This window comes from Burkholderia thailandensis E264 (genome assembly GCF_000012365.1).
In the GTDB taxonomy this organism is placed as follows: Bacteria; Pseudomonadota; Gammaproteobacteria; order Burkholderiales; family Burkholderiaceae; genus Burkholderia; species Burkholderia thailandensis.
In genome coordinates this window covers 1,683,841-1,710,507 of sequence record NC_007650.1, presented here as the reverse complement: position 1 = coordinate 1,710,507, position 26,667 = coordinate 1,683,841, and the positions used below count along the sequence as shown (strand labels likewise).

Below are 26,667 nucleotides of genomic sequence, written 5' to 3'. Positions count from 1 at the left end.
CGGCGGTCGACGAGCGGCGATCGGCAAGCGGCGCGTAGTCGGCGGCGGCGCACGAACGCTTCCGGATGCCGGCATCGCGCGCGGGCGGCGCGATCGGTCAGTTCGCGCGCCGATAGCCCTGCGTCGCGCGCAGCAGCGTGCGCGTGTACTCGCTGCCGACGCGCGCGGCGCGCACGTCGTCGATCCCGAGCTGCTCGACGAGCGCGCCGTCGCGCATCACCGCTACGCGGCTGCACAGAAAGCCGACCACCGCGAGGTTGTGGCTCACGAGGATCATCGTCAGCCCGCGTTCGCGATGCAGCCGCTTCAGCAGGTTCAGGACTTCCGCCTGCACCGATACGTCGAGCGCCGATGTCGGCTCGTCGAGCAGCAGCACGCGCGGCTCGACGATCAGCGCGCGGGCGATCGCGACGCGCTGCCGCTGGCCGCCGGACAGTTGATGCGGATAGCGAAAGCGGAACGCGGGGCCGAGGCCGACTTCGGCGAGCGCACGTGCGATCCGCTCGTCCGCGCCCGGCATCCGGTGGATCGCGAGCGGCTCGCGCAGCGTCTCGTCGACGGTGAAGCGCGGATGCAGCGATGCGTAGGGGTCCTGAAACACCATCTGCACGTCGCGCCGGAACGCGCGGTCGAGCTTGCCTTCGAGCGGTCGTGCGTCGATCGACAGCGTGCCGCCCGCCAGCGGCACGAGGCCCGTCAGCGCGCGCAGCAGCGTCGACTTGCCGGAGCCGGATTCGCCGACGAGCCCGAACGCCTCGCCCGCGGCGACGCGAAGATTCGCGCCGCGCACGGCATCGACGTGGCCGCTGCGGGTCGGAAAGCGGATCGATACGTCGCGGATCTCGATCATCGGTGCGCCGTTCATCGTGCCGCCTCCGTGAGCCACGCCGGATCGCGCTCGAGCACCGGCAGCTCGTCGGGCGGATTCGCGAGCGGCGGCGTCGCGGCGAGCAGGCCGCGCGTATACGGATGCGCCGCGTGGGCGAGGTCGCGCGCCGCGCACGTTTCGACGATGCGGCCCGCGTACATCACCGCGACGCGATCGCAGAACGACGTCACGAGCGGCAGGTCGTGGCTGATGAACACGAGTCCCGTGCGATGGCGCGCGATCATGTCGTCGAGCACCGCGAGCACCTGCATCGACACCGCGACGTCGAGCGCGGAGGTCGGTTCGTCGGCGACGAGCAGGCGCGGGCCCGTCGACACCATCATCGCGATCATCACGCGCTGGCCCATCCCGCCCGACAGCTCGTGCGGATACGCGTCGGCGACGCGCGCCGGATCGCGGATCTCGACCGACGCGAGCGCATCGACGATGCGCGCGCGCAGCGCGCGGCCGCGCAGCCCGGGCTCGCGCACCCGGAAGGCCTCGCCCATCTGCTTGCCGACCGTCATTACCGGGTTCAGCGAATATTTCGGGTCCTGAAGGATCATTCCCATCGCGCCGCCGCCCAGCTTGCGCCGCTCGCGCGCGGCGAGCGCGAGCAGGTCGCGGCCTTCGAAGCGCAGCGCGTTGGCGCGCCATTGCGCGGCGGCGGGCAGCAGGCCGAGCAGCGCGCGGCCCGTCAGCGATTTGCCGGAGCCGGATTCGCCGACGATGCCGAGCCGCTCGCCCGGCGCGAGCGTGAGCGACAGGTCGCGCACGGCTTCGACGAGCGTGCCGTCGTGCGCGCGAAAGCCGATCTGCAGCCCGTCGATCTCGCAGAGCGGCGGCGTGTTCGGGGAAGCGGTGCAAGCGGACATGTCAGGCTCCATGGCGCGGATCGAAGACGTCGCGCAGACCGTCGCCGAGCAGGTTGAGGGCGATGCTCACGACGAGGATCGCCGCGCCCGGCAGCGTCGCGACCCACCACGCATCGAGCAGCACGTTGCGGCCCGACGCGACCATGAAGCCCCATTCGGGGCTCGGCGGCTGCGCGCCGAGCCCGAGAAAGCCCAGGCCCGCGACGGTCAGGATGATGCCCGCCATGTCGAGCGTCGCGCGCACGATCACCGACGACAGGCAGAGCGGCACGACGTAGCGCAGCACGATCCGCTGACCGGACGCGCCTTGCAGCCGCGCCGCGTGGATGAAATCCGCGTTCGCGATGCGCATCGTCTCGGCGCGCGCGAGCCTTGCGTACGCGGGCCACGCGGTGATCGAGATCGCGACGACCGCATTGACGACGCCCGGCCCGAGCGCCGCCGCGAACGCGAGCGCGAGCACGATCTTCGGGAACGCGAGTGCGACGTCGGTGATCCGCATCAGCGCGCAGTCGACGAGGCCGCCGCAGTAACCGGCCGTCGTGCCGATCGCGAGCCCGATCGGCACGACGATCGAAACGACGAGGATCGCGATGCCGAGCGTGAGCCGCGAACCCGCGATCAGGCGCGAGAGGATGTCGCGGCCGAGCTGGTCGGTGCCGAGCCAGTGCGACGGCGAGCCGGGCGGCAGCAGACGGTCGGCGAGCACCTGGCGCAGCGGGTCGTGCGGCATGACGAGCGGCGCGACGAGCGCGAGCGCGACGAGCGCGGCGAGGATCGCAAGCCCGAAGAGATTTAGCGGATTGCCGGCGAAGCGGCGCCAGCGGCGATATGCGAGGCCGAGCGTCGCCTGCCGGCGCGACGCGGGCGCGTCGGACAGGAGCCACGCGCGCAGCGTCGGCGCGGCGGGATTCGAAGGAGAGCGGTCGGATGAAGCGTTCATGTGCATGATGAATTCGGTCGGACCGGCGCGGCCCGCGCCGGGTCAGCGGGCGCGCGGATCGAACACGCGGTAGAGCGCGTCCGTCAGCAGATTGATCGTGATGAACATGATCCCGATCACGAGCGTGCAGCCGAGCACCGCGTTCATGTCGGCGTTCAGCAGCGCGCCCGTCAGATACGAGCCGATGCCGGGCCATGCGAACACGATCTCGGTGAGCACCGAGCCTTCGAGCAGGTTGCTGTACGTGAGCGCGATCACGGTCAGTAGCGGCACCGCGATGTTGCCGAATGCGTGCCGCCAGATCACGCGACGCTCGGCAAGCCCCTTCGCGCGCGCGGTGACGATGTATTCCTGGCTCAGTTGGTCGAGCATGAACGAGCGCGTCATCCGGCTCAGGTACGCGATCGAGTAATAGCCGAGGATCGCCGCGGGCAGCGCGATGTGCGACAGCGCGTTGCCGAACACGTCCCATTCGCCGGCGAGCGCCGCATCGATCAGCAGGCTGCCCGTGCGCGTGTCGACCATTCCGTCGTAGACGGGGTCGAGCCGCCCCGGCCCCGCGACCCAATGCAGCCGCGCATAGAACAGCAGGAGCCCCATCAGCCCGAGCCAGAATACCGGCACCGAGTTGCCGATCAGTCCGACGAAGCGCGCGACGTGATCGATCGGCCGGTTGTGCCTGACCGCCGCGGCGACGCCGAGCGGCACGCCCAGCGCGACACCGATCAGCGTGGCGAGCGTCGCGAGCTCGAGCGTCGCGGGGAACACGCGCTTGATGTCGTCGAGCACCGGGTTCGACGTGAGCAGCGACATGCCGAGATTGCCGTGCAGCACGTCGCGCGCGTAGATGAAGAACTGCGTCGCAAGCGGCCTGTCGAGCCCGAGCGCGACGCGCTCGGCCGCATAGGCGTCGGCCGACGCGCGGTCGCCGAGCACGGCGAGCACCGGGTCGATCGGCACCTTGCGGCCGATCACGAACGTGAGCGCGAGGAGCCCGGCGAACGTCACGGCGAGCGTGAGCGCCCAGCGCAGCACGCGCAGCGCCCAGCGCACGCCGGGCCGCCGCGCGGGCAGCGTGCGCAGCGTTTCGAGAGGAGTGGCGGGTGTCGACATGTCGGGGTTCCGGTGCGGCGTCACGGCTTCTTCAGATTGCGATACGACACGAGATCGTTGATCGGGCCGACTTCGAGGCCGCTCACGCCGGGCCGCGTCGCGACCTGCGCGACTTTCTCGAACAGGATCACGAACGGCGAATTCGCGAGCACTTCCTTCTGCATCGCCTGATACAGCTGCGCGCGCTTCGCGGCGGACGGCTCCGCGAGCGCCGCGTCGGTTTGCGCGGTCAACTGCGGGATGTTCCATGCGTTGCGCCACGCGAGCATCTTGTAGCTGGACTGATCCGAATTGTCAGGGTTCCATGCGAAGCCTTGCGCATTGCTGTGCGGATCGATGTAATCGGCCGACCACTCGCCGATGTAGATGTCGTGCTGGCGCGCGCGGTACTTCGCGAGCGTCTGCTTGTTGTCGCCCGGAATCAATTGCACCTTGACGCCCGCCTGCGCGAAGTTCGCCTGCACCGCCTGCGCGATCTCGGTGTACGGATAGTCGTTGCGCACGTCCATCGTCACCGTGAAGCCGTTCGGCACGCCGGCCTTCGCGAGCAGCGCCTTCGCCTTCGCGACGTCGAGCTTGTACGGATTCGCGTTCAGCGCGCCGAGGAAGCCTTCCGGCATGAACGTCTGATGAACCTTGTAGGTCGTCTTCACGACGTGGCTCTGGATTCCGTTGTAGTCGACGAGCCATTTCAGCGCTTCCTGCACGTCCGGCTTCGCGAGCGTCGGGTTCTTCGTGTTGAGGCCGAGGTACAGCAGCGTCGCCTGCGGCGAGGGCGTCACCTTCGCCTTGCCGCTTTTCGCGACGGCCGCGAGATCGTCGGGGCTCAGGTCGCGCGCCGCGTCGATGTCGCCGCTTTCGAGCATCAGCCGCTGGCTCGCCGCCTCCGGCACGTGCCGCAGCACGATCCGCTTCATCGCGAGCGGCAGCCGGTAGCGGTCGAAACGTTGCAGCACGATGCTGTCGCCCGCCGTCCACTTGACTAGCCGGTACGCGCCCGAGCCCGCCTCGTGCGTCTTCAGCCAGCCGTTGCCGAAATCGTTGCCCTGCTGGTGAGACAGCAGCAGCTTCTTGTCGACGATCGACGCCGGCCACGAGCCGAGCACGTTCAGCACGAAGGTCGGCGCGTACTTGCGGTCGGTCGTCACCGAGACCGTCAGGTCGTCGATCTTCTTCACGTTCGCGAGCGCGTTCGCCTTCGTGAGGCCGATGCCCGCGAGCACCGCAGCCGGCCCCTTGTCGAGCAGCGCCGCGCGCTGGATCGACCATGCGACGTCGTCGGCCGTCACCGGGTTGCCCGAATGGAACGTGAGGCCCGCGCGCAGCTTGAACGTGAACGTGAGGCCGTCGGGGCTCACGCGCCACGATTGCGCGACGTCGCCGTCGAACTTCGACGGATCGGCGAGATCGACGCGCACCAGCCGGTCATACGTATTCGCGACGTATTCCTCGGGCACCAGTTCGTAGACTTCGCCCGGATCGAGCGAGATGAATTCGTCGAGCAGCGTGGCCATCACGAACATGTCTTTCGGCGGCGCCGCGCACGCATCGGGGGCCGGCGCGGCCGCGAACGCGGAAGCGGCGGCGAGCGCCGTGACGAGCTTGGGCAATGACAGTTTCATACGCGCTCCATGAGGCAGAGGGTTCGAAGTGGGGCAATCGTTTCGGCTCGCATCCGGATGCCCGCCGGGCGCGGCGGGCGTGTTGCGCACCGTGACGGCGGCTCGAGCGACGCGGGCGGCGGTCACATCAGCCGCCACGGTCCGCTTGCGTCGCCGTCGATCAGCGGCAGCGCGCGCGAGCCGGGCAACTCGTAGTGCCACCACTCGCTCGCGATGTGCGTGAAGCCGGCCGCGTGCATCACGCCGAGCAGCAGCAGCCGGTTGCGCTGCACGGGCTCGGGCAGGCCGTCGTGGAAATGATTCGACGCGGCGACCATGTCGTCGAAGCCCGTGCCCATGTCGAGCGCGACGCCATTCGCGTCGACGAGCGTCAGGTCGAGCGCGGCGCCGCGGCTGTGGTTCGAGCCGCGGCCGAGATCGGCGACGAAGGCCGGATCGGGCAGGAAGTCCCACAGCACCTGCTGCGCCCGCGGCGGCCGGTACGCGTCGTAGATCCGCAGCCGCAGGCCGATCTGCGCGGCCACCGTGACCGCGCGGCGCAGCGCGGCCTCGGCCGGCTCGATGAGCAGACAGTGCGTGCGCCGGTAGATCGGCTTGCCGGTCAGATTGCGGTCGGTCGCGTAGGCGAGATCGACGTCGACGCCGTGCGTGCGCGGCGTGATCTCGACGAGGCGATGGGCGGGAGTCTTCAAGGGCGGCGTCTCCTGCGGCTTCAGGGTTCGAATTGATCGAGCTCGCGCTGCAGCTCGCGATTGCGGGCGACGCGCGCGTCGATCGCGTCGCCGAGCCGGTCGACGACCGCGCTGATCAGCAGGTTGAACAGGCAGGTGAGCGGCGCGAGCGAATCCCAGAACTGGCCGACGTCGGTCCTCACCTGCAGCAGGTCGCACGGCAGCTCGCGCGCCCACGGGCAGTAGACGTCGGTGATGAGCGCGAAACGCACGCCGCGCGCGACGGCCGCCTCGCAGTAGCGCCGCGCGATCCGCGAGTACGCGCGCGTATCGGTGACGATGCAATACGGATCGGCGAATTCGGCGTTCAGCGAATCGACGTACGAGCCGGACATCCCATCCGAGTAGAACACGCGCGGGCGCAGGTATTCGAGATAGCTGTGGAACGCGTTGCTGATCCCGCGCGTCGACTGGATTCCGAGAATGAACACCGCGTCGGCTTGCGCGACGCGATCCGCGACTTGCGCGAACGCCGGCGAGCGCGCGAGCTGATACACGTGGCGGATCGCATCGAGCTCGCGCGCGAGCGCGCCGTCGAGCGGGCCGGGCGCGTCGCTCGGCGCGGCTTCATCGCGCGCCGGCGCGCTCGCGGCCGTCATGCGGCGATATTCGTCGAGGCGGTCGGTGATCATCCACGAGCGCTCGGTCGCGCCGCGCAGCTCGCGCTTCAGGTCGTCGAGATTGCGATAGCCGACGCTGCGCAGGAAGCGCCCGACCGAGATGCCGCTCGTGCCGGTCTGACGCGCGATCTGATCCGCGGTTTCGAGGCCGAGCCGCTCCAGGTTCGCGAGCATGTAGCTCGCGATGCGCTTCGCCGTGGGCGTGAGCTCGGCAAAGCGGGTTTCGACGGTTTGGACGAAGGCGGGCGGCATGGACGCGCGTGTTAGCTCGCTGTCGATGTTGATGAAAGTGACATCCATCTAACAAAGACAAAATAATGCGCGCCATACCCAAAAATCTATCGTTATGAACCGGCGATAGCGAATTCGACCGCTCGCGCGTTCACGCCCGTCCTGGCGGAAGAGCAGTCGAAGAGCGAAGGCGGTCGGGCCAGCATGGTTTCGGAGCGGATGCGCCGGCATCGGCTTGCGAGGCGACCGGATCGGCCCGGCCGATCGAGAGCGGCGCACGCGAAGCGGACGAACGCCGCAGTGCGCGTCGCGCGCTCGAACGTCATGCGTGCGCGATCGACGCGAGCCGATTGAAATGCGCGGCGCGCTTCGAGCCGGCGATCATCGCGAGGGCGCGGCGATCGATGCGGTGCGGCACGCGCGCGCCCGCCCTTCGGCCCGGAACGGCATCGGCCCACTGGCGCGTGACCGCGATCGTCATGCGTCACGCATCGCGCCGGGCCGACGGTTCTCATTCGTGCGGCAATGATGCCGGGTCGAGTCAGCGCACTTGTTTCTGCGCCCGATAAACGGTGAAGCGGCAACGCAGTTTGACGAAGGCGAACCCGAAGAGCACCCGGGCGAGCCCTGAATCGGTCGGTGCGGAACCCGCGCCGATGAAAAGCGCGCCGCCCGCGACGGCCGCCCGGCGCGCCGCGCGGCCGATCGCCGGGGTGCTCGGCGTAACCGGTCAGGCGGCCGACGGCGCGGCCGGCGCCGCGCGCGGACGATGGCCGACAGCAACGTGAAGCTGCATCGCGGGCGCGCCGCTCGAACCGTCGACGGCCGGACGCTGCGGAATCAGCAGATGCGCGGGGTGATCGGGGTGCACGGGCGGCGGCTCGTCCCTCTGTTGCCGCAGCCAGTTCGTGCTGCGAGATACGGCTTCGGGCGGGTCCATGCCGTAGACGCCGGCGCCGTAGATCGATGCGAGATGGGCGGGCGCTTCGATGGTGCGCAGCAGCAGCAATTCTCGCCGGGCGGCCAGCATCTTTTGCTGCGCGCGGCGCACGCCGGCCGCCAGGCTGCTCGTTTCGGTCTGCATTGCGTGCATCCCCGTTTGCCGCGCCGCGCGGTCCGGATTGTCGAGCGAGGCACGCCTGAATGCGTCGGACGCGTGGCGTGGCGTCGCGAGCCGCTTCGCCGCCTGGGCCGCTTCCTCGGCGGCTTCGCCGGCTTCCCGCGCGACCTTCGGCGGCGACGCGAGCGTTCGCATGCCGCTGACCGCCAGATCAGCCAGCACGAGCAGCGGCCCGACGGTCTCGGTCAATTTGCAATGCCACGATGTCTCGCGCTTTTTCTTGCGCACCTCGTCGCCCTTGAGTTCGTAGCGCAGCATCGAGCCGTCTTCGGCGAGCAGGAGCAGGGACGCCGCGTCCGCCGCCGCGCCGAGCACCGGCGCGAGCGCGATGCTGCCGCCGACGATCGCCGCGACCGACACGGCGCCTGCCAGCACGCCGAACGTTTCGCCGCCGACGGCGGCGTCGAACGCGGTCTTGTGCGCTTCGATGAAACGCCGTGCGTGCGCGGTGCCTTGCGCCGGCAGGGACGGCCGCGCCGACGGCGCGCGTGCCGCGATGCGTTGCCCCCGTTCGCGCGAGAGCTGCTCGAGCGTCAGCGCGCCGAGCGTTTCGGCAGGCTCGATCGGCATGAGCGGCGGCCTGACGACGGCCGCCACGAGATCCAGCGTGTCGCCGTGCGCATCGGGAATCGCCTGCTTGAGGCGGGCCGCGTCGATGCCGTCGAAGAACACGACGCCGGCATGGCGCCCGAGCACCCGCGCGGCGAAATTCGACAAGTGGAATTCCGCCTCCGAGCGATGGCAATACGGCTCCCAAAAAGCAGGTGACTTCGACATGGTCTTCGCGTATTCCGTATTCGAGTGAGGGAGATTCCGTTCTCGGATAACCCGATAATCATCGGCATCGCGCGGCGTCAATATAATCCGCCGCGCATCACAAGGCCAGTGGGGGTATCGCATCCGCCGCAATAGACCGCCAAATCAGGGATTTCGAGATAACGGGCGCGCTTGAATTATTTACTCGCCCGCGGTATTTGCGAGATCGAATTCCGTCAAATTTACCGGCGCGATCGATCGGGGAAGTTGAGTGAAAAGGCGCTATTTAAATCTCGTTTCAATGGCGTTGCCGTGCGCTATGATTTGCCGTCTTAAATAGGCCGTCGTTAATCGGCTGTCCCGGGGGCGATAATGAAAATGTCCGATATTGCGGGTTTCCTGAGTCTGCAAAACAGCCGCCTGCTGACGATCAAGACGCCGCTTGCCGGGCGCGCCGAGCTGGTGCTCAGCGATTTCCAGTGCAGCGAGGGCTTGTCGGTGCTGTTCGACATGCGGCTGGGGCTTGCGTCGCGCGATCCGACGATCGAACTGAAGCAGATGATCGGCCAGGCCGTCACGATATCCCTTCAGCCCCCAGGCGGGATCGTCGGCGGTTCCGCCCGGCATTTTCACGGTTACGTCACGCAGTTTTCGCATACCGGCGCCGACGGCGGGCTCGCCACCTATAGCGCGACTGTGCAGCCGTGGCTATGGATGCTGTCGCGACGGGTGGATTCGCGAATATTCCAGGACAAGAGCGCACGCGACATTCTCGACGAGGTGTTTTCGCAATATTCGGCGCTCGCTTCCTACGAATTCCGCGCCGGCCGCACGCTGAAGCCGTACAGCTATTGCACGCAGTACCGGGAGACGGATCTGAATTTCGTGCTGCGCCTGATGGAGCTGGAAGGGCTCTTTTTCTATTTCGAGCACGCGGAGGACGGACACAAGCTGATCATCGACGACGATTCGACCCGTGCAAAGCCCATCGACGGGCTGCCGTCGCTGCGGTATGCGAGCGGCGAGATTCTCGAGGACGAAGCGGTGGTCACGCAATGGGCGGCGCAGCGGCAACTCATGTCCGGCGCTGTCAGCATGAAGGCTTATGACTACAAAGTGCCTGCCGCCCGCCGCTACGTATCGGGCGAGTCGGATTTCAATCAGGGCGAGGTCGAGCGGTATGAAATCTACGACTACGTCGGGCTGCATGGTTTCGATTCGACCGACCGGGGCGAGGAACTGGCGCGATTCAGGCTGGAATCGCTCGCCGCGAGCGGCAAGACCTTTTCGGGCACGAGCACCGGCAGGACGCTCGCGCCGGGCCGCTATTTTGAATTGAGCGCGCATTACGATCACGACAACGGCCCGATGCATGACCGCCAGTTCCTGTTGACGAATGTCCGCCACCATGGCGTCAACAATTATCAGTCTAACGAAGGATCGGGGTCGTACCACGCCAGCTTCCAGTGCATCCGCAAGAAGATTCCGTTTCGGCCGCCGCTCGCGCATGCGCGGCCCGTCATTCCGGGGCCGCAGACCGCGATCGTCGTGGGGCCGAAGGGCGAGCAAATTCATACCGATGCGCTGGGGCGAGTGAAGATCCAGTTTCATTGGGACCGCATCGGGCAGCGCAATCAAGGCAGTTCGTGCTGGGTGCGGGTGAGCCAGCCGTGGGCGGGCGGCGGGTTCGGCTCGGTGCAGATTCCGCGCATCGGCGACGAGGTGGTGGTCACGTTCCTCGACGGCAATCCGGATCGCCCGCTGATCCTATCGAGCGTCTATAACGCGCAGAACATGCCGCCGTGGGCGCTGCCGGCGGGCGCGACGCAAAGCGGGTTCCTCACGCGCTCGCACAAGGGGACGTCCGAGAACGCCAACGCGATTCGCTTCGAGGACAAGCTGGGCGAGGAAGAAATCTGGCTGCATGCGGAAAGGAATCAGCGCATCGAGGTCGAGCACGACGAATCGCACACCGTCGGCGCGAAGCGGACCAAGACGATCGGCGCGGACGAGATCGTCACGATCGGCGGCGCGCAGACCCACACGATCACGGGCGCGCGCACGCAGACGATCGGCGCAGACCATACGCAGACCATCAAGGGCGCGCACAAGCAGAACGTCGCCGGCACGCATGCCCAGGTCATCGGCGGCAACGCGTCGATCACGACCACGGGGCCGCAGCCGGGCGCCGCCGGCACCGTCGGAGATATCGAGATCCAGTCGAGCCAGGGGAAGATCCATCTCAAGGCGGCGACGGAAATCGTCATCGAAGTGGGGGCGAGCGTGATCCATCTGAAGGCGGACGGCACGATCGAGATCAGCGGCCCGACGCATATCGGGCTGAATTCGAAGAGCTGACCGCCCGGGCGGCGGGCCGCGGGCTGTGGATGGCCGCGCCCGTCGCGACGGCCTTTTTCCGCGTGCGTCGGCACGCGCCACATCGACATCGACATCGAGACCTGACATGCGCTACTCGGTCAACGAAGGACATCTGGAATTGCCCGGCCAGTGGCTGGACCGCAGCGTCAATGCGTTGCTGCCGGCCATGGCGGAAGTGACGGGAAGCAACCTCGTGCTGACGCGCGACGAGCTGCCTTATGGCGTCGAGTTCGCCGATTACGTCGACGTGCAGCGCGCGAAATACCGGAAGGAACTGAGCGGTCTGCAGATGCAGCGCGACGAGCCGGGCGTGCTGGACGGGCGGCCCTGCCAGTTTCTCGCCTTTACCTGGAACAAGGACGACCTGCTCATCCACCAGATGGCGGTGATCGCTCTCGACGCGCCGCTGGTGCTGGCGCTGACCTACACGAGCCCCGGCCGACTGCCGGACGGCGTTCGCGACGCGATCGGCGCGGCGTTGGCGAGCTTCAGATTTCACCGGAGCGCGCAACTTCCCGCTTCGTGATGCCGCGGGGCGACGCCGTTTTTCCGGTCACTTGGCGAGGAGCTGGATCTCATGGGCGAAGTGCAGAGTAGCGCGCCGCCGGACAGCCGGCAGAAGCTCGCGGCGCTAGCGCAACGAGGCAGCAATGCGGACGCCGTGCAGACGGTGTCCAACATGGGGCTCGCGATCAACGCGGCGCAAGTCACGGCGGCCGGGACGAGCGCGTGGGCGGCCGGCACGTTCCAGTGCTTCGCCGGGCGCGTGATCGCGCCGCTTGGCGGCGCGATGCTCGGCGGCGCGCTCGCCGAGGCGGTCGGCGCGGACCGCCCGGTCACATGGGTGCTGGGCAAGATGGGGCTTCCGGCGGTCGCGAAGCCCGGCAAGGCGCCGGCTCGCGTCGGACACAAGATCGTCCACGAGAACGCATTCATCGGCGCGCTGACCGGCCTGCTGGCGGGGATCGCGGTCGGCGTGGCCATTGCCGCCGCGGCGGCCGCGATCGTGGCGACGGGCGGCGCCGCCGCGGTCGCCATCGCGGCGGCCGGCCCGTTCGTCGTCGGGTTCGTCTCGGGCGCGGTGGGCGGATTCGTCGGCGCGGCGGTGGCCAAGGGCATCGGCCATACCGGCTCGGTGACGGGCGCGATCGCGGACGGCTCGCCCAACGTCTCGTTCGAAGGGGCGCGGGTTGCCCGCGTGACCGACCCGGTGACATGCAGCAAGGACCCCGGCACGCCTCCGCCGCAGATCGCGCAGGGCAGCCTGACCGTATCCGTCAACGGCCTGCCGCTCGCGCGGATCGGCCACAAGATCACGTGCTCGGCGGTCATTCAGGAAGGCTGCACGACGATCAGCGCGGACGAGACGACCGGCACGTTCGGCAAGATCGACGCGAACGTGTCGCTTCTCGAGCAGTTGGTGCTGACGGCCACCGACGTCATCATGATGCGTTCGGCGACCAAGGAAGGCGGCTTGCTGGACGGCGTGCTGCGCGAGCTGCTCGGCGAGCCGATCGACATGGCGACGGGCGATTACGCCGACTACCGGACGGATTTCACGTGGCCGCACGTGCTGCCGCTCACGATTTCCCGTGCGTACGCGGGGCGGCAGCCGGTCGAGGGGCTGCTCGGCGACAGGTGGATCAGCAACTGGTCGCAGCGCCTGCGATATCGGCGGCCGGCGGACGGCCCGGCCACCGTCACGTTCTTCGACGCGGATGGCCAGCAACTCGTGTATCCGGTTCCGCACGAGCCGTTCAACGCGATCAACTTCTGGGCGCCGCACTACGCGTTGCACGGCAATCGCGCGCGGGCCGTCGTTTTCGACGAGCGCTCGCAGCAATCGCTGATTTTCGAGCCGGCGCATGCCGAGGACGACGTCGCCCGCCTGACCCGCATCGAGGACCGCAACGGCAACACGATCGACTTCGAGTACAACGCGCTCGGCCGGCTATGCACGGTGCGGCACAGCGGCGGGATGACGCTGTGGGTCACCTGCGATTCCCGCGGGCTGTTGCAGAGCGTGTCGGAGCGGCCGGGCGGGGAGGGCGAACTGGTCCGCTATCGTTTCGACGGCAAGCGCCTCACCGACGTTCATAGCCGCTTCCAGGGCGAATTTCATTTCGGCTATACCGACGAGGGCTGGCTCAATCACTGGCGCGACAGCGGCGCCACCGAGGTTGCGCTGCGCTATGACGAGCGGGCAAGGGTGATCGCCACGCGCACGAATACCGCGCTGTACGACGATCGCTTCGAGTATGACGACGAGCAACGGCGGACGACGTACATCGACGCGCTCGGGCACCGGCATCAACGCTGGTTCGATGCGCAGAACCGGCTGATTCGGTCGCAGGACCCGCTGGGCCGGGTGATGCATGCCAGTTTCGACGAGCGGGGCTGGCTGAGCGCGCGGACGGACCCGATCGGCCGAGTCAGCCAGTACCGTTACGACGCGCGCGGTCGCCCCGTGAAAGTCATCGACGTCTACGGACGGGAGAGTCGATATCGATGGAATGGGGCCGGGCAGTTGATCGAGCGAACCGATCCGTTCGGCGCGCTGCGCTGGCATTTCAGCGCAGAGGGCAATCTGGTGGCGTTCGAGGGGCCGTCAGGCGAGACGCGTTTTCGATACGACCCGCGTGGCCTGCTCGTCAGCCGGACTGATCCCGATGGCGCGACGTACGCATGGCGCCATGATGAAGCAGGGCGTCCCGACAGATGGACCGATCCGCTCGGCCGGCACACCCATCTCGACCGCGATCGATACGGCCGACTGAGGAGCCGAACCGATGCGGCCGGTCATCGGACGGTCTATGGCTATGAGCCGGGCCCGTCCAATCCGCGCGAAGCGCTTAGCAGCGTGACGTACCCGGACGGCGCAATCGCGCGCTTTCACTATGACTCGGAAGGCATGTTGCGGGAGGCGGTGAATCCGCTGGGACATGGCATCCGCTATACGTGGGGCGCATTCGATTTGCTGGCGAGCGTCACGGACCCGTCGGGGGCGGTCACGCAATATCATCGCGATGGCACTGCCCGCCTGACGGGTGTGACGAACGCGCTGGGGCAGCGATGGACGTTGGAGCGGGACGCCGCGGGACAAGTGATCGCCGAAACGGATTGGCGCGGGCGCTGCACGCGATATGTGCGTAACCGGCTAGGGCAGGTCACCGAGAAGCATCTGCCGGACGGCGTCGTGCTGCGCTATGAATATGACGCATACGACCGGTTGATTTCCCTTGCCGGGCCGCTGCAGAAGCATACGTTCGCTTGGGGATCGCGCGGGCAACTGACCCGAGCCCAGGTTTGGGAGCGTAGCGATGACGCGGATGCGTGGCGGGCCGACAACGACGTATGCCTGGAATACGACGACGCATTCCGGTTGATCGAGGAAAGCCAGAGCGGGCAGGCGATCCGTTACGAATATGACGTGATGGGGCGGCCCGCGTCGCTCGGTACGCCGAGCGGGCAGACGCGTTGGCAGTACGATCTCGCCGGCCAGCTCGACGTGATCGAGAGCAACGGCCACCAATTCCGCTTCGGCTACGACGTGCTCGGCCGGGAAAGCCATCGCCGCTATTTGCCGACGGAGCAACGGCGGAACTGGCAACCGGAATGGGCGGATCGCTATCCGGACGGTTTTGCGCAACGGCAGGCGCATGACGCGCGAAGCCAATTGACCTCGCAGGTATTCGGGGCGCTGCCTTGGCACGACGAGGTCGCGCCCGAAGCCTTTGGCCCGCAGCGCGCCCGGCATTACGAATGGGATGTCGCGGGCCACTGCGTCGGCATGCAGGAAGAACGCAAGGGCCTGCCTGTCGAAGCGGGCCGCTGGCGGTACGACGCTCGCGGCCAGATGGTCGACGCTTACCACGAGCGCACCGAAAGTCGAAGCGCTCGGGAGCGTTACCGATACGACGCGCTCGGCCATGTGGTCGAGCAGCAGATCGATGGCGGCGAAATCCGCACGCATGACTACCTGGGCGATCAACTGATCAGTGCGGGGCCGAACGTCTACAAATACGACGCGCGTGGGCGCATGGTCGCGCGCACCGAACTGCGCGACGGCTTCCGTCCGCGCTCATGGCGGTATCGCTGGGACGATTTCGACCGCCTGAGAGAAGTGACGACACCCGGCGGCGAACGCTGGGCGTATCGCTACGACGCGTTTGGCCGGCGCATCAGCAAGGTTTGCACGCATGGGGGCCGCCGGAACCGTTTGAAGCGTGCCGCCTATTTGTGGTGCGGAAGCCGAATGATCGAGGCCTGGCGAACCTATGACGAGCGCGACGGATCGCGGCACGATATCCAGCGTTGGCATTATCGGCCGAGCACCCACATACCGCTTGCTCAGGAACGGCTGCGCTTCGACGATCAACCTGATCCGCAAACGAGCGAGTGGTATCCGCTCGCCTGTGATCCCAATGGCGCGCCGCATACGCTGTACAGCAGCGACGGCAGGGCGCTGTGGCGCGCGCGGCGGACGGCATGGGGCGACACGGCCGGCGACGACGGGCGTGATTCGCTTCGTAGCGCGGTGCGAGAGCAATTGCGATTGGGGCATCGGGATAGTGACGAATTCGATCCGCCAGACTGCGAATTGCGATTCCCGGGGCAGTGGGCAGATGAGGAAAGCGGGCTGCACTACAATTTGCACCGCTACTACGACCCATCGACCGGCCAGTATCTCAGCGCCGATCCGGTGGGGCTGGCGGGCGGGTTGCGAACGCACGCTTACGTGCATGATCCGATGCAGTGGGGCGATCCGTTCGGTCTGCAGGGATACGATACGGTGAGAAACCATCGGGCGGGCAACAAGCAGATCGATTACGACGGTCAACGCTGGAACGTCCCGAAAGGCAAGAATCCGACGGAGGTCATTCCGGAATCGGACCCGATCGGAAAGAAGCTCCAGGATGCGACGGACAACGCTGCTGCCCGCTGGAACACGTCGAATCTCACGCCGGCGGAAAGCAATGCGATCGAAAGCGCTCGAGCATCGGGCGAATACTGGCGCGCGAACCTGCTTCAGCAGCAGGCCAAGGGGCGCTGGATCGAATCCCAGGTCAAGAGCGATCCGGACATCGCGGGGATGGATCTGGATTGGAATCGCGTGGGAGTCGATGCGGTCGATCCGAATACGGGGTTGAGTTATGACATCATGTCGGGTAGCAAGAGCAACATGGATGCGCACGCGATGCGGATGTCCGATGTTGTTTTCAGAATGATCACTTTCTAGGAAGGCGGAATGAAGCTGAGGAATCAGGTCATCAGCGATTCGGTTATAGAGCTGGATGCAAAGGAGGTGCATACGCTCGGGCCCAACCTCAGGCTCGAGAATTGCACGATCAATTCCGACTGCACGACTCGTTCGCTGATCGCCAGCAATACCGAGATGGTCGGCGGCGTATTCAACCAGAGAAAGGCGCTCAAGAATTTCCAGTTCGACCGGGTGATCTTCAATGGCGTGAAGTTCACCGGTACTTTCATCGGATGCGATTTCGGAAACAACAGCGAATCGCTGCCGGGCAAGGCGCTGGATTGCGATTTTTCACAGGCGAAGGTATGCGATTCACGGGTCTTCGAATGCGATCCCGAGCGAATCGGGTTCCCGGTATGGCCGCGGTTTACGATCGTCAACCCGTATCTCGCAAGGGACTATGTCACTTCGCAGGCGTGGCCGGCCGACATGGGGATTCGAATGGGCGTCTATACGAACAATTCCCCGCGGTGCAACGCGATTTTTGGGGATGCCGAGGTGTTTGCCAAGGAATACAAGGTCGACCGGGATGCCTTGAGGCCGTTGCTGGAAAAGATTCCGGGCATGGTGATTGTGGATTGAGCATGTACGGCGACGCATCCGGCCACGTGGCCTGTTTCGCCTGATGCGAGACGGGGCCGCTGCGCTCGGCGCGGCGAGCAAGGTGAAACCGGGATGCCGAAGCTTCGCGCAACTTGAAGGCGTGGCCGAATGAAGGCGTGGCCGAACCGGGTGCTACGCCGGGGCCGCAACTCGCCGCAACTCGCCGCATCGCGTTCCGCGCCGAACGACGCGCCATGTGGTCATTCCCAACGGATAACAGCCATCCGTAAGCGCATACGAGCGATTGTGCGTGCCTTGCGGAAGCTGCGGCGACGGTTCTCCGGTAATGATCAGACAGGCGCGATCACGAAACAAAGCCGGAATGGAAATTCTCGGGATTCGTGCTTCTGCTCCAGCATCAGGCGCGCGTTCTTGACACGCCACAGCGCAAGCCAATTCGCCTCTTGATCGTCGGGGAAACCGTTCGCCGCGGCGCCGTCCGAGAAGTCCGGCTTGCCGATCGCAGGCGTCAATTCGGCAACGGCCGCTTCGAACTTGGCGAAAAATTCATCCACCTTGTCCTCGTACTCAGATACGGACAGCGATTCGACATCGACGAATTTTTTAAATGTGATTTCAATAAAGAGTATCTTTCCGTCCTTGATGCAGGCTCGCTACGCATTGCCCTCAGGATCGGAGTGAATTTCCAGGCCCGCGCTGGATTTCTCTTGCTTGAAACCCAGCCGAGAGACCTCGCTCATCCACCACTCGCCGTCCCACTTCCAGTCGATTTCCGCTGCAATCCTTGCAATCTTGATGAAGTCGCTCATACACCCTCACATTCTTTTTCGTGGTAAATGCCAGGCGCTTCAATGTCCGTCCTGCATTTCTGTCGGAGATACGGCACGGATTGCTGCGTAAGATTTCTGCCTTCGACACTGTATAACGAACCGCGCTTTCGCCGGAAGTGGCATTGAGCTCGAGCAGCTTGCCCGCCTGATCGAAAATTTGGGGCTCGTTGTGGAATTCGTGCTCGGGAATATAGGGGGCGACTCTTTCGCAATACCGTTCTTACCGGTTCACTTCGCCTCGATTAGGTCGGCCCGCTTCCCATTGAGATTGGCGTCGTGATCGCCTACGCGCCACGTGTTCTCGTATGGGCGCCCCATGACACGCCTTTGGCGAATGGCGGGTGGCGGGCGAAAGGAGCGGCGCGGCTCGGTCTTTTTTAAGGGAGGCCGTAATCCGTTCTGACGATGAATGCTGATAAAGACTCGCAATGAACGGCGATTTTGAGTGCAAGAGGGGCTGTTCATCGAGATTGATTTTTAGTATTTAAATGTGAGAATGAGTTGGATGGAATTTGGGGGGAATTGTAAAAATAATTTCCGCCTGTACGTGTGTAATTGGAAAGCCGTATCTGGCGGATAACGCTGCTGAAAATAGATTCCCCGAGCAGCGGAGAGAAATCGACTCGCGCTGTGGAGTATCGGGCGCGCGTGTCTGATGTCGCCGCAAAAACATCGGTTGCCGATCGCATCTTTCACCCAGGCCTGTCTCAAAACTCGACCAGAACAGACTGAAGAACAGAATTGTTGCTCGGAGCACGCGTTCGCTCGTCCCGGTCATGAGACAACTCATCGATGCTTCAATGGCGCATTTCACCCAGGCAAGCAAAGGCTCCGCGCCGAATGGCCAACATGGCGTCGCATGTTCGATGGCCTTGCGCGACTTCGTCTACGACGCGACGACGCGTTCGGGCGAGGAACGTCATTTCGATGCATCGCATACTTCGGCAACGGGTGCTATCGAGTTTCTGAATTCATAGAACCTGCTTATTATTAGACCTTCCCATGTATACAAATCTCGGCGCGACGTATTGCACCGGGGATTTTGTTCGTGTTTCATTTCTGTCGCATTACGCATCAGTTACATATTCATTAAAATCCGCGGTCGCTTGATCGCCCGATTCCAAAGGAATGGGCGCGCAGGCGATCCGACGCTGCGCTGCGCACTCCCGGCCGTGCGCGCGGCGCAGCGGCTGCGCCGTCGCGGCCGCGAGGAGAGGGCCGTTCGACGACATGTCGCATGCAGATGCAAAGAGAGTGAGGCGGCTCAATTGGGCCGCCAATAAATAAAAAGGAGAAGAAATCGATGATCCATATCGGAAACACGAGCAAATCGGCAATGCGAGGAGAGTGCTGATGGCCCGGCGCAATAAACAGAAAACGATGAAGCGCCGCGGAGCGACGCTGCTCGCGCCCGTGGTTGTCGCCGCCGCCGCCGCGGTCGCCGCCCGCCCCGGATGGACGCAGGCCGCGCCTTACCAGGACCCGGGCCGGCGCGGCGATCCGGCGAGTTGGCGCACGCCGGAATTCACGAACGCGTGGGGGCTCGGCGCGATGCACGCCGAGTATGCATACGCGGCCGGCCATACCGGCGCGAACGTCGCGATCGGCGTGCTGGACTCCGGCTACTACGCGCAGCATCCGGAACTGCCCGGCAGCCGCTTCGTTCCGGTGACGGCGGCAGGCGTGTCCGGCGTGTTGAACGCGAACAACAACAATCACGGCACGCTGGTGAGCGGCGTCGTCGGCGGCGTGCGCGACGGTGTCGGCATGCACGGCGTCGCGCCGGACGCCACGGTGTTCGAAGGCAACACGAACGCGACGGACGGCTTTCGGTTCGGCGTGTCCGATCCGAAGTTTCCCGCGTCGGACGCGAAGTACTTCTCCGAGGTCTACGATGCGCTTGCCGCGAAAGGCGTGCGCATCATCAGCAACAGTTGGGGCTCGCAGCCGGCCAACGAGAACTACAGCACCCTGAACACACTCACCGACGCATACAAGCTGCACGAGGCCGTGCGCACGGCGACCGGTCAGGGCACCTGGCTCGACGCGGCGGCGAAGGTGTCGCGCGACGGCGTGATCAACAACTTCAGCTCGGGCAATACCGGCTACGACAACGCGAGCCTGCGCGGCGCGTATCCGTACTTCCATCCCGAGCTCGAAGGGCACTGGATGACGACGACGGGCTACGACCAGTTGGGCGGCCAGGTCTACAACAAATGCGGGGTCGCGAAGTGGTGGTGCGTGATGGCGCCCACGGGCGTGCCGTCGACGTCGTACTCCGGCGGCGCGGCGGCGCCGACGGGCGCGACCTACGCGAACTTCAACGGCACGTCGGCCGCCGCGCCGCACGCGTCGGCGGCGCTCGCGCTGATCATGGAGCGCTTTCCGTACATGACGGGCGAGCAGGCGCTGTCCGTGCTGTTCACGACCGCGCAGAACATGGAGGCGGACCCGAGCCGGCCTGACTACACGAACAACGGGCTGTTCTCGCCCGTGCACCCGGCGAAGCCCGGCGCGTCGGGCGTGCCGAACGGGTTCGGCGGCTGGGGGCTCGTCGACTTGCGCCGGGCGATGAACGGCCCCGGCCAACTGCTCGGCACGTTCCATGCGGCGCTGCCCGCGGGTGTCGCGGACGTCTGGTCGAACGACATCTCTGACGTCGCGCTCGCCGCGCGCAAGCTCGAGGATGATGCCGAGCACCGCGCATGGCTCGACACGCTGAAGACGAAAGGGTGGGAGCGCGGACTGCCTGCGGGAGCGAGCGACGGCGACTGGATCGACTATGCGCTCGGCGTCGCGCGCGACGCCGCGTACCAGGCGCGCGAGTATCAGGGCAGCCTCGTGAAGTCGGGCGGCGGCACGCTGACGCTCGCCGGCGCGAACACCTATCGCGGGCTGACGACGGTCGACGGCGGCGAATTGAGGATCGACGGATCGATCGCGGCGGGCGCCGTCGTCAATCCGGCGGGGCGGCTCACGGTGACCGGCCGCGCGGCCGACATCGCGGTCGACGGCGGCGTGGCGACGATCGCCGGGACGAGCGCGAACCTGTCGGTCGACCGGCAGGGCCGGGCGGCCGTGACCGGCACGACGGCGGACGTGCGCGTCGCGAACGGCTTTGCTTCGCTCGGCGGCACGAGCGGCAACGTCGCGGTCGGTGCGCTCGGCGTTACCGTGATCACGGGCCGCACGGCCGACGTGGCGGTCGACGGCGGCCGTGCGTCGCTCGACGGCGCGAGCGGCAACGTGTCCGTCGGCAACGGCGGCATCGTGAACGGCAACGGCACGGTGCGCACGCTCACGGCGGCCGCGAACGGCACAGTCGCGCCCGGACATTCGGTCGGCACGCTGACGGTGTCGGGCGACGTGCGTTTCGCGCCGGGCTCGGCCTATGCGGTCGAGGTGTCGCAGGGCGGCGCGAGCGACCGGATCGTCGCGGGCGGGCGCGCGCAAATCGACGGCGGCGCGTTGACGCTCGCGCTCGAGAACGCGCCGCCGCCGCTCACGCCCGACCAGTCGCGCTCGGTGCTCGGCCGGCGCTTCGAGATCCTGAATGCGGCGGGCGGCGTCGCAGGCCGCTTCGATGCGCCGGGCGGCTATCTGTTCGTCGATCCGGTGCTGGCGTATGGCCCGACGAGCGTGAGCCTCACGATCGATCGCAACGCGACGCCGTTCGCGAGCGTCGCGCGGACCGCGAACGAGCGCAGCGTCGCCGACGCGCTCGAAACGGCGAATCCGGGCAGCGCGGTCTACAACAGCGTGCTGCTTGCTGCGTCCGCGCAGGCGCCGCAGGCGACGCTCTCGCAACTGACGGGCGAGATCTACCCGGCCGCCTACGCGGCGCTCGTCAACGAAAGCCGGCAAGTGCGCGACGCGGCGCTCGATCGGTTGTGGGCGGCGCGCGGCGAGCCGGGCCGCGCCGGCGCGTGGGCGCGGCTGCTCGGTTCGTGGGGCGGCGCGCGCGGCAGCGGCGACGTCAACGGCTACACGAGCTCGACGGGCGGCTTGCTCGCCGGCGCGGACGCAGCGGTGCTCGACGGTGTGCGCGCGGGCGGCTTCGCCGGCTATCGCCACACCGGCGTGAACCTGAGGAATCAGCCGTCGTCGGCGTCGTTCGACAGCTTTCAGCTCGGCGCATACGCGGGATGGCAACCCGGCGCGCTCGGCGTGCGGGTCGGCGCGGCGCATGCGTGGCATCGCGGCGGCGTCGATCGCGCGGTGCAATACGGCACGGTTGCGGAAAGCGAGACGACGACGCTGCACGCGGAAACGACACAGGTGTTCGGCGAGGCCGGCTATCAGCTCGCGCTCGGCGGCGCCGCGACGGTCGAGCCGTTCTTCGGCATCGCTTATGTGCATCTGAAGAACGAGGGGACGACCGAAACCGGCGGCGCGGCGGCGTTGCGCGTGCAGGAAGGCAATCATGACGTGACGTTCTCGACGCTCGGGGTGCGAGGCGAGACGAGGCTCGGCCTGACCTCACGGCTGCAACTGACGCTGCAAGGCAGTGCGGGCTGGCAGCATGCGCTGACGGACGGGCAGCCGACCGGGGCGCTCGCGTTCGCGACGGGCAGCAATACGTTCATCGTGGCGAGCGTGCCGGTTGCGAAGGACGCGGCGGTGTTGAACGTGGGCGCGGGGCTCGAGCTCGGCAAGAACGGGCTGTTGCGCGTCGGCTATTCCGGGGCGCTCGCGAGCCGTCAGTCGGAGCATGCGGTGCAAGGCGGCCTGCACTGGAAGTTCTGACGCACGAGTGACGCGGGGCGCGAGCGAGGGCCGCATCCCGCGCACATCGTGCGCCGTGTGCACGGCCGTTTCGGGGACGCACGCGGCGCGCCATCAACGACATTCGCGGAGACGACATGAACATTGCATCCCGGCGGGGCGCATCCGGCGCGTGGCAGGACATCACGATCGTCGACGATCTGCTGCCGCCGGACGAGCATGCGCGGATTTACCGGTTCCTGGCTTCGGGTCAATGGAGCCACGGCTGGCGTTCGCACAACGGCGCGCAGACGCAGCCGTTCTGGAACCGGCATTTCGCGGGCGCGACGGACCCCGCGCGGCCTTGCGTCGGGCCCGGCGCGCACGACGAGCTCGCACGCGCCGCCCCGCTGCTGCATGCGTGCTGGCAGCGGCTTGCGCGGACGCATCTGAAGCAGCATGCGCTGCAGAGCTGCTATGCGAACGGGCTGCCTTACGGCGCGGACGGCGCGTTGCACGCCGATTCGCTCGCGATGGGCGCGTGCACGGCCGTGTATTACCCGCACGAGCGCTGGGACCCTGATTGGGGCGGCGAGACGGTCCTCTTCAACAAGGATCGCTCCGACATCCTGTCCGCGATCTACCCGAAGCCGAACCGGCTGCTGATTTTTCCGGGCTTCGTCTATCACGTCGCGCGCGGGGTGTCGCGCGCGTGCCCGGAGATGCGGATCACGTTGATGTTCAAGACGCAATGGCGCCCGTAGCGCGCGCGATGCGGGCGCCCGCGCTCGCGCTGCCGTGCCGGCGATCGCGGGCCGGCGCGAGCGCGCGGTGCGCCCACATACGCCGACGCAGTCACTTCTTCAGCGTCCGATATGAAACGAGATCGTTGATCGGCCCGATCTCCGGGCCCGTGACGCCCGGGCGCGTCGCCACTTGCACGACCTTCTCGAACATGATGACGAACGGTGAATTCGCGAGCACCGCTTTCTGCAGCGCCTGGTATTCCTGCGCGCGCTTCGCGGTCGACGGCTCGGCGAGCGCCGCGTCGGTCTTCGCGGTCAGTTGCGGCACGTCCCAGCCGTTGCGCCACGCGAGCAGCTTGTGCTTCGCGTTGTCCGAATTGTCGGGATTCCAGGCGAAACCGCGCGCGTTGCTGTTCGGGTCCATGTAGTCCGGCGACCATTCGCCGATGAAGATGTCATGCTGGCGCGCGCGGTACTTGCCGATCGCCTGTTTCGCGTCGCCCGGGATCAGTTTCACCTTGATTCCGCCCTGCGCGAAGTTCGCCTGCAACGCCTGCGCGATCTCGACGTATGGGTAATCGTTCGGCATGTCCATCGTCACCGCGAAGCCGTCCGGCAGCCCGGCCTTCGCGAGCAGCGCCTTCGCCTTCGCGACGTTCTGCTGGTACGGGTTCGCGTTCAGCGCGCCGAGAAATCCGTCCGGCAGGAAGGTCTGGTGCACCTTGTACGTCGTCCTGACGATGTTGCGCTGGATGCCGTCGTAATCGACGAGCCACTTCATCGCTTCCTGCACCTCGGGTTTCGCGAGAGTCGGGTTCTTCGTGTTCAGGCTCAGGTACAGGAGCGCGGACACGGGCCACGATGCGACGTGGATCTTGCCCGCCTTCGATAGCGCGTCGAGGCTGTCCGGACTCAGGTTGCGCGCGGCGTCGACATCGCCGTTCTCGAGCAGCAGGCGCTGCGCGGACGCTTCCGGCACGTGCCGCAGCACGATGCGCTTCATCGGATACGGCGTGCGGTAGCCGTCGAAGCGTTGCAGCACGAGGCTCTCGTTCGGCGTCCACTTGACGAGCTGGTACGGGCCCGAGCCCGCATCCGCGTTTCGCAGCCACGCATTGCCGAAGTCGCCGTTCTTCTCGTGCGAAAGCAGCAGCTTCTTGTCGACGATCGACGCGGGGTCCGCGCTCAGCACGTTCAGCACGAAGCTCGGCGCGTACTTGCGGTCGGTTTCGATCGACACGGTCACGTCGTCGAGCCGCTTCACTTTCCGCGCGACGTTGTCCTTCGTGAGGCCGAGGTCCGCGAGCACGCCGGCCGGCCCCTTGTCGAGCAGCACCGTGCGCTGCAGCGACCACGCGACGTCGTCGGCCGTCACCGGATTGCCCGAGTGGAACTTGAGGCCCGCGCGCAGCTTGAACGTGTAGGTGAGGCCGTCGGCGCCGACGCTCCACGACTGCGCGATCCGGCCTTCGAACTTCGACGGGTCGCGCAGATCGACGCGCACGAGCCGCTCGTACGTGTTCGCGACGTATTCGGACGGCACGAGCTCGTAGATCTCGCCCGGATCGAGCGTCGTGAATTCGCCGAGCTGCGTCGCGATCACGAAGATGCCGGGCGGCGTGGCCGCGTGCGCGCAGAACGCGGGGGCCAGCAGGGGGGGCAGCGCGACGAGCGCGGCGCTCGCCGCGAGCTTGGACAGCAAGAGCTTCATCGGGACTCCGTCGGAAAGGTATCGAGCCCGATTCTCTCATTGCCGGGCGCGTTTCAGAAACCTCGGCCGTCCCGGCGCGAGGCCCTGTTGCGCCGCGGCAAGGCCCGCCGCCCGCGCATTTGAAGATTACAAATTTAAAGGGAATCAGATTAATTCATCGATTCATATTAACAAGTCATTTAATTTTTTGGGTGGTTTGTATTTAACTTGCGTGGCGGGATATCGATTTGAAGAAAATCGAATCGGTATTCCGGAGGGGTCTTTTTTTTATCGAAATGTTCGAAGAGGTGAATATGACGAATCTGTCCCGACGCAAGATGCTCGCCGGCACGGCCGGCGCGCTCGCCGCCGCCGGCATCGCCGTTTCCGCGAAGGCCGCGTCGTTCGGCAATCCGGACAGCCCGCCCGAGGGCGCGGTGAACGCGCGCAACCCGCAGAGCCTGACCGATCCCGGGCCGCGAAATCCGGCGCTGATGAAGGAATTTCCTTCGTTTCAGAATCCGCCGGCCACCGACGTTAACGGAATGCCGATTTTCTGGGCATCGTTCAATAATGCGCACAAGCGAATTCAGAACGGCGGCTGGGCGCGCGAAGTGACGCAGGACGATTTCGCGATTTCCGAGACGATTTCCGGCGTCAACATGCGGCTCACGCGCGGCGGCATTCGCGAGATGCACTGGCACCAGCAGGCCGAATGGGCGTTCATGCTCGACGGCCGCTGCCGGATCACCGTGCTCGACGAGGAGGGGCGGCCGTCCGTGCAGGACGTGAAGGCGGGCGATCTGTGGTACTTCCCGCCCGGGCTGCCGCATTCGCTGCAGGGGCTCGGCGTCGACGGCGCGGAATTCCTGCTTGCGTTCGACAACGGCCGTGCGTCCGAATTCAACACGCTGCTCGTGACGGACTGGATCGCGCACACGCCGCCCGACGTGCTCGCGCTGAACTTCGGCGTGCCTGCCAGCGCGTTCCGGAACATTCCGCTCGACAACCTGTGGATCTTCCAGGGCGACGATCCCGGGCCGCTCGCCGCCGCGCAGCGCGCGTCGGCGTCGTCGCGCGGCGCGCCGAAGCGTCCGTTCATCTTCTCGATGGGCGACATGAAGCCGAACGTGAAGACACGCGGCGGCGAAGTGCGGATCGTCGACAGCACGAACTTCGACGTGTCGAAGACGATCGCGGCCGCGCTCGTCACGGTGAAGCCGGGCGGCATGCGCGAGCTGCACTGGCACCCCAACGCGGACGAGTGGCAGTACTACATCCAGGGCGATGCGCGGATGACGGTGTTCGACACCGGCCCGAAGGCGCAGACGGCCGACTTCCGCGCGGGCGACGTCGGTTACGTGAAGAAAAGCCTCGGCCACTACGTGCAGAACACGGGCACGACCGATCTCGTGTTTCTCGAGATCTTCAAGGCCGATCGCTACGCGGAGGTGTCGCTGTCCGACTGGCTCGCGCATACGCCGCCGCAGCTCGTCGAGGCGCATCTGAACGTCGCGCCCGACGTGATCGCGCGCTTTCCGCGCAACCGGCCGGACGTCGTGCCGGCGTAAGCGCGCGGCGGGCGAGCGGCCGGACCGGCCGCAGTCGCCCGGCC

General features: G+C 66.4%; 17 protein-coding genes and 1 pseudogene. 8 read left to right on the top strand and 10 right to left on the bottom strand.

The window, feature by feature from the left end; translation table 11 throughout:
- Positions 1–97 precede the first annotated feature (97 nt).
- The 8 genes from BTH_RS07410 to BTH_RS07375 form a co-directional block, all read right to left on the bottom strand.
- Positions 98–865: an ABC transporter ATP-binding protein gene (locus tag BTH_RS07410; protein WP_009897236.1), complete on the bottom strand. Its 768-nt coding sequence runs from the start codon at positions 863–865 to the stop codon at positions 98–100.
- A complete protein-coding gene (locus tag BTH_RS07405; RefSeq protein WP_009897235.1) occupies positions 862–1,743 on the bottom strand; it encodes an ABC transporter ATP-binding protein in 882 nt (293 codons plus the stop codon). The genes BTH_RS07410 and BTH_RS07405 overlap by 4 nt, the downstream gene beginning before the upstream one ends.
- A 1-nt stretch (position 1,744) precedes the next feature.
- On the bottom strand, positions 1,745–2,686 hold the full coding sequence (locus tag BTH_RS07400) for an ABC transporter permease (RefSeq protein WP_009897233.1): 942 nt from the start codon (positions 2,684–2,686) through the stop codon (positions 1,745–1,747).
- A 42-nt stretch (positions 2,687–2,728) separates the two neighbouring features.
- Positions 2,729–3,799, bottom strand: a complete 1,071-nt coding sequence (locus BTH_RS07395; RefSeq protein WP_009897231.1) for an ABC transporter permease — start codon at positions 3,797–3,799, stop codon at positions 2,729–2,731.
- A gap of 20 nt (positions 3,800–3,819) precedes the next feature.
- Positions 3,820–5,421: an ABC transporter substrate-binding protein gene (locus tag BTH_RS07390; RefSeq protein WP_009897230.1), complete on the bottom strand. Its 1,602-nt coding sequence runs from the start codon at positions 5,419–5,421 to the stop codon at positions 3,820–3,822.
- A 122-nt stretch (positions 5,422–5,543) separates the two neighbouring features.
- The gene (gene ddpX / locus BTH_RS07385) at positions 5,544–6,113 is read right to left on the bottom strand and encodes a D-alanyl-D-alanine dipeptidase (RefSeq protein ID WP_009897228.1); all 570 of its coding nucleotides are present in this window, start codon (positions 6,111–6,113) and stop codon (positions 5,544–5,546) included.
- 20 nt (positions 6,114–6,133) lie between these two features.
- The gene (gene sapR / locus BTH_RS07380) at positions 6,134–7,024 is read right to left on the bottom strand and encodes a sap1 transcriptional regulator SapR (RefSeq protein WP_009897226.1); all 891 of its coding nucleotides are present in this window, start codon (positions 7,022–7,024) and stop codon (positions 6,134–6,136) included.
- 709 nt (positions 7,025–7,733) lie between these two features.
- Complete coding sequence (locus BTH_RS07375; RefSeq protein ID WP_025988604.1) at positions 7,734–8,900, bottom strand: hypothetical protein; 1,167 nt, start codon at positions 8,898–8,900, stop codon at positions 7,734–7,736.
- 351 nt (positions 8,901–9,251) lie between these two features.
- Between BTH_RS07375 and tssI the strand changes: the two genes are divergently transcribed.
- From tssI to BTH_RS07355, 4 genes are all read left to right on the top strand, one after another.
- Complete coding sequence (gene tssI, locus BTH_RS07370) at positions 9,252–11,237, top strand: type VI secretion system tip protein TssI/VgrG (protein ID WP_009897220.1); 1,986 nt, start codon at positions 9,252–9,254, stop codon at positions 11,235–11,237.
- A gap of 106 nt (positions 11,238–11,343) precedes the next feature.
- A complete protein-coding gene (locus BTH_RS07365; protein ID WP_009897219.1) occupies positions 11,344–11,784 on the top strand; it encodes a DUF1795 domain-containing protein in 441 nt (146 codons plus the stop codon).
- Between the two features lie 51 nt (positions 11,785–11,835).
- Positions 11,836–16,497: an RHS repeat-associated core domain-containing protein gene (locus tag BTH_RS07360; protein ID WP_009897218.1), complete on the top strand. Its 4,662-nt coding sequence runs from the start codon at positions 11,836–11,838 to the stop codon at positions 16,495–16,497.
- A 9-nt stretch (positions 16,498–16,506) separates the two neighbouring features.
- Positions 16,507–17,100 (top strand): hypothetical protein, encoded by a 594-nt coding sequence (locus tag BTH_RS07355; RefSeq protein WP_009897217.1) that lies wholly within the window; start codon positions 16,507–16,509, stop codon positions 17,098–17,100.
- A 311-nt stretch (positions 17,101–17,411) separates the two neighbouring features.
- Here BTH_RS07355 and BTH_RS34995 read toward each other — a convergent pair.
- Positions 17,412–17,891 (bottom strand): annotated as a pseudogene (locus BTH_RS34995) (hypothetical protein).
- Between the two features lie 821 nt (positions 17,892–18,712).
- Between BTH_RS34995 and BTH_RS34345 the strand changes: the two are divergent.
- The 3 genes from BTH_RS34345 to BTH_RS07340 all read left to right on the top strand — a co-directional run bounded on the left by BTH_RS34345 (position 18,713) and on the right by BTH_RS07340 (position 23,380).
- Complete coding sequence (locus BTH_RS34345; RefSeq protein ID WP_009897214.1) at positions 18,713–18,889, top strand: hypothetical protein; 177 nt, start codon at positions 18,713–18,715, stop codon at positions 18,887–18,889.
- A gap of 370 nt (positions 18,890–19,259) precedes the next feature.
- Entirely contained in the window at positions 19,260–22,658 is a 3,399-nt protein-coding gene (locus BTH_RS07345) for an autotransporter domain-containing protein (protein WP_025404191.1), read from the top strand.
- Positions 22,659–22,774: 116 nt separating this feature from the next.
- The gene (locus BTH_RS07340; protein ID WP_009897211.1) at positions 22,775–23,380 is read left to right on the top strand and encodes a 2OG-Fe(II) oxygenase; all 606 of its coding nucleotides are present in this window, start codon (positions 22,775–22,777) and stop codon (positions 23,378–23,380) included.
- Positions 23,381–23,471: 91 nt separating this feature from the next.
- Here BTH_RS07340 and BTH_RS07335 read toward each other — a convergent pair whose 3' ends face one another.
- Positions 23,472–25,073, bottom strand: coding sequence for an ABC transporter substrate-binding protein (locus tag BTH_RS07335; protein WP_009897210.1), 1,602 nt, complete (start codon positions 25,071–25,073; stop codon positions 23,472–23,474).
- Positions 25,074–25,366: 293 nt separating this feature from the next.
- Here BTH_RS07335 and BTH_RS07330 point away from each other — a divergent pair, with 293 nt between their 5' ends.
- Positions 25,367–26,623, top strand: a complete 1,257-nt coding sequence (locus BTH_RS07330; RefSeq protein ID WP_009897208.1) for an oxalate decarboxylase family bicupin — start codon at positions 25,367–25,369, stop codon at positions 26,621–26,623.
- Positions 26,624–26,667 lie beyond the last annotated feature (44 nt).

Bases quoted from the DNA above. Each gene is read 5' to 3' on its own strand.
- BTH_RS07335 (WP_009897210.1), bottom strand. From the start codon at position 25,073: ATGAAGCTCTTGCTGTCCAAGCTCGCGGCGAGCGCCGCGCTCGTCGCG.
- tssI (WP_009897220.1), top strand. From the start codon at position 9,252: ATGAAAATGTCCGATATTGCGGGTTTCCTGAGTCTGCAAAACAGCCGC.
- BTH_RS07390 (WP_009897230.1), bottom strand. From the start codon at position 5,421: ATGAAACTGTCATTGCCCAAGCTCGTCACGGCGCTCGCCGCCGCTTCC.
- BTH_RS07360 (WP_009897218.1), top strand. From the start codon at position 11,836: ATGGGCGAAGTGCAGAGTAGCGCGCCGCCGGACAGCCGGCAGAAGCTC.
- BTH_RS07405 (WP_009897235.1), bottom strand. From the start codon at position 1,743: ATGTCCGCTTGCACCGCTTCCCCGAACACGCCGCCGCTCTGCGAGATC.
- BTH_RS07410 (WP_009897236.1), bottom strand. From the start codon at position 865: ATGAACGGCGCACCGATGATCGAGATCCGCGACGTATCGATCCGCTTT.
- BTH_RS07375 (WP_025988604.1), bottom strand. From the start codon at position 8,900: ATGTCGAAGTCACCTGCTTTTTGGGAGCCGTATTGCCATCGCTCGGAG.
- BTH_RS07400 (WP_009897233.1), bottom strand. From the start codon at position 2,686: ATGAACGCTTCATCCGACCGCTCTCCTTCGAATCCCGCCGCGCCGACG.
- BTH_RS07330 (WP_009897208.1), top strand. From the start codon at position 25,367: ATGACGAATCTGTCCCGACGCAAGATGCTCGCCGGCACGGCCGGCGCG.
- sapR (WP_009897226.1), bottom strand. From the start codon at position 7,024: ATGCCGCCCGCCTTCGTCCAAACCGTCGAAACCCGCTTTGCCGAGCTC.
- BTH_RS07355 (WP_009897217.1), top strand. From the start codon at position 16,507: ATGAAGCTGAGGAATCAGGTCATCAGCGATTCGGTTATAGAGCTGGAT.
- BTH_RS07395 (WP_009897231.1), bottom strand. From the start codon at position 3,799: ATGTCGACACCCGCCACTCCTCTCGAAACGCTGCGCACGCTGCCCGCG.
- BTH_RS07340 (WP_009897211.1), top strand. From the start codon at position 22,775: ATGAACATTGCATCCCGGCGGGGCGCATCCGGCGCGTGGCAGGACATC.
- BTH_RS07365 (WP_009897219.1), top strand. From the start codon at position 11,344: ATGCGCTACTCGGTCAACGAAGGACATCTGGAATTGCCCGGCCAGTGG.
- BTH_RS34345 (WP_009897214.1), top strand. From the start codon at position 18,713: ATGGCGCATTTCACCCAGGCAAGCAAAGGCTCCGCGCCGAATGGCCAA.